Origin of the sequence: Mycobacterium sp. (genome assembly GCF_036488105.1) — a bacterium.
Classification (GTDB): Bacteria; Actinomycetota; Actinomycetes; order Mycobacteriales; family Mycobacteriaceae; genus Mycobacterium.
The window spans coordinates 1-3,639 of record NZ_DASXHW010000248.1 but is presented as its reverse complement, the minus strand read 5'-3'; the positions used below and the strand labels follow the sequence as shown (position 1 = coordinate 3,639).

Below are 3,639 nucleotides of genomic sequence, written 5' to 3'. Positions count from 1 at the left end.
ATGCCGTCTTCGTCCGTCAAATCGTGGACGACTTCGGCTAATTTGGTTCTCACGTCACTCGGCGACGAGTATTGCGTGGTCGCTAGCTGACCATCGTCGAACTCGACTGTGATGAGGTAATGGCACATGGTCAACCTCCTGTCGGTGCTCGAATGGCTCAACGCTATCGCGAAACGATCAAATCCGCCCTCTGAGCAGCTGAGAACCTGCTGTACGTTTCGTTAGCGTCGATCGGCCCTCCAAGTGAGAGCGGTGTCGGCGGCGGCCTGACAGCGAGGGGGCGCGTCACACGCGTTGCCGGGCCAATAGATCGTGGAGCTACGCGTCAAATAGCCAATTCGTTACAGAAAGTGGCGAATCCGTTGAACTGGTGGAGGCGCGGATTATCGCGCCGCCCTGGCGGCTTCGCGCCGAGCCTTCTCTTTGATGTGGGTCGAGCAGCAATGCACCATTTCGAGGTGGTATTGGTCGCAGCAATAAGGCGAACAATAATTTGATGCGGCTGGATGCCAGTCCGGATTGACCAGGTCACGGTGTCGGTCGCTCGGATCGAACGTGTGGCCGCAATGCACGCAGGTCTTGACCTTCGTCTTGGTAGCCATACCACTGAGGGTACCCGCGATCGCCCTAGATTGTGTCGCAAAACACATGGCTCACAATTGAAACTAATTACCTTTTGAAACTAACTTAGCCGTCTTTGGTTTGCGCTATCGACGGGCAGGAGTCAGCGCCTCGCAGCGAAATCGACTGTGCTGCAGAAAATTTCCATTCCTTCGACTCAACAACCGCCTTCGAGGGCCTTCGCGCACTCGGACGGCGCGCAAGCAGCGGTGCGGCTGCGGCCGCGGCCCAGGCGGGCGGCGCGGCTCCGGCGCGACGGCGCACCGCAGGAATGAACTCGGCAGCCGTGGCGTTCGGCTAGCGGTGGCGCACGCGACGATTTGTCTTAATATCAGCCCATCGAGCACTCCTGAGCGGGGGACACGGCGTTGACGATTCTCAAGCGGGCATGGATTCCGCTGGTCGTGGTCGTGGCACTGATCATCGGCGGCGTTGCGGTTTTGCGACTCAATGGGGTCTTCCCAGGACCCGGCTTGCCCAAGCCCGATCCCCGGGATGCGACCCCGCCGTACGCGGCCAAGACGGCCATCTACGAAATCCTGGGACCGCCCGGCACGACCGGCGTCGTCAACTGGATGGATGCGGAGTCACTACCGCAGAAGGCCAGTTTCACCACGTTGCCCTGGTCGAAGACGATCGTCGCCGAGATGCCCGGCATCTTCGCCTACGTCATCGCCCAAGGTGACGGCCCCTCCATCGGCTGCCGGATCACCGTCGACGGCAAATTGGTCGATCAACAACAGGTCAACACCCGGGACGCGCAGGTTTCCTGCTTGGACAAATCCGCGTGACCGACGACACCAGCGGCACCGACGACACCAGCGACACGGACAAAATCCCCGTCCCACAGCGCACGGAAGTCGAGCGCAAACCGCGAATAGCGCACACCATCCGTATCTTGGCGCTGCCGATTGTCATCGTCTGGGTGCTGATCGCGGTCGGCGTCAACGTCTTTGTCCCGCAGTTGGAGAGGGTTGCCGAGGAAATCTCGGTGCCGCTCTCGCCAACCGACGCGCCCTCGGTGACCGGCATGAAGCACCTCGGGGCGAAATTCAAGGAGTACGACTCCGACAACCTCGTCCTGGTGACCCTGGTCGGTGACAAACCTCTCGGCCAGGACGCTCACCGGTATTACGACGAGCTGGTCAAGAAGCTTCAGAACGACACCGAACACGTCGAGCATGCGCTGAATTTCTGGGGGCAGCGATTCACGTCATCGGGTGTCGAGAGCTACGACCACAAGGCCGCCTACGTCCAGGTCAATCTGCGCGGTGACCAGGGCGGAGCCGTCGGCGACAAGTCGGTTGCCGCGGTCCGCAAAATCGTCGCGGATTCTAAGCCGCCGGCGGGGGTGAAGGCGTACGTCGCCGGTCAGGGTGCGCTGACCGCCGACACGATCGTGGTCGGCGACGCGAGCCTGGCCAAGATGACGATCATCACCATCGTCATCATCGCGATCATGCTGATGTTCGTCTACCGATCCATTGGCACCGTGCTGTTGACGATGGTCATCTTGTTCGTCGGCCTGGCCACTGGCCGAGGCGTGATAGCACTGCTGGGCGAGACCGGCATCATGGGGCTGTCGACCTTCGCCGTCAACTTGCTGACGGCGCTGGCGATCGCGGCCGGAACCGACTACGCGATATTCATGGTCGGCCGCTACCAGGAAGGCCGCGAACGGGGACTGGACCCCGAGGCCGCCTACTACGACACCTTTGCCGGCGTCACCAAGGTGGTGCTGGGCTCGGGTTTGACGATCGTCGGCGCGCTGGCCTGCCTGCGCTTCACTAGGCTGCCCTACTTCAATTCGCTGGCATTTCCGTGTGCAGTAGGTCTGCTGGTAGTGGTGGCCGCCGGGGTAACCCTGACGCCGGCGCTTATCGCTTTCGCCAGCGGCTTCGGCCTCTTCGACCCGAAGCGCGAGTTCAACTACACCCGGTGGCGCCGTCTGGCGACGGCCATCGTGCGGTGGCCGGCGCCCATCCTCGCCATCTCCGTCATCATGGCGATCGTCGGCGCCCTCGGCTTGATGGGCTTCACTCCGCGCTACAACGACCTGTACTACTTGCCGCAGAGCGCGGCTTCGGTGCAGGCGTACAACGCCGCCGATCAACACTTCACCCAGGCCCGGTTGAACCCCGACCTGCTGATGATCGAATCGGACCACGATCTGCGCAATCCCACCGACATGCTGGTCCTGGACAAGATCGCCGGAGCCATCTTCCGGGTGCCCGGCATCGAACGGGTGCAGAGCATCACGCGGCCACTCGGCCCGCCAATCGAAGACGGATCCATTCCGTTCCAGCTCAGCGTGCAGAGCGCACCGATCCGTGACAACCTCAGTTACCTGAAGGCCCGCATCGGCGACATCAAGAAGATCACCGGCTACCTCGACGACCAGATCGCCCTACTAGAGCGCCAGTACAAGGTGACCCAGGATCTCGCGAACGCGGCGGATGACAGCGCGAAAACCACGGCCGACACGGCGGCAATCACGGATAAAATCCGCGACCACTTCGCCGATTTCGACGACTTCTGGAGGCCGATTCGCAGCTACTTCTATTGGGACAAGCACTGCTTCGACATCCCGATCTGCTGGTCGCTACGAAGCCTGTTCGACTCCCTGGACGGGTTCGATCAGCTCGCCGAGCAGTTCCACAATCTCACCAAGGACCTCAACGACACGGCTAAAGCCACGCACGAACTTCTGGCGATCATTCCGCAGAATATCGCTGTCTCGAAGGCGATCCGGGATACGACGCTGACCATCTACAGCTCGTTCGACAGCCTGATCGATCAGTTCGATCGTCTGACCGACACGAACGCCGTGATGGGCAAGTCTTTCAACGACTCTCGGACTGAGAGCCTGTTCTACCTGCCACCCGAGATCTTCCAGAACTCGGACTTTCAGTTCGGGTTGAGCCTGATGGTGTCGCCGGACGGCAAGGCCGCTCGCTTCATCATCACCCACGCCGTGGATCCGGCGACGACGAAGGGAATCGCGTCCGTCGATCAGGA

3 protein-coding genes are annotated in these 3,639 nt (G+C 61.3%); 2 read left to right on the top strand and 1 reads right to left on the bottom strand.

Features of this window, described 5'->3' with window-relative positions; all coding sequences use genetic code 11:
• Positions 1 to 383: 383 nt before the first annotated feature.
• Positions 384 to 602, bottom strand: coding sequence for a ferric uptake regulation protein (locus VGH54_RS12885; protein ID WP_331512393.1), 219 nt, complete (start codon positions 600 to 602; stop codon positions 384 to 386).
• Between the two features lie 387 nt (positions 603 to 989).
• Between VGH54_RS12885 and VGH54_RS12880 the strand changes: the two genes are divergently transcribed.
• Positions 990 to 1,412, top strand: a complete 423-nt coding sequence (locus tag VGH54_RS12880) for an MmpS family transport accessory protein (protein WP_331512392.1) — start codon at positions 990 to 992, stop codon at positions 1,410 to 1,412.
• On the top strand, positions 1,409 to 3,639 hold a 2,231-nt coding region (locus tag VGH54_RS12875), incomplete at its 3' end, for an RND family transporter (protein ID WP_331512391.1). The genes VGH54_RS12880 and VGH54_RS12875, both read left to right, overlap by 4 nt.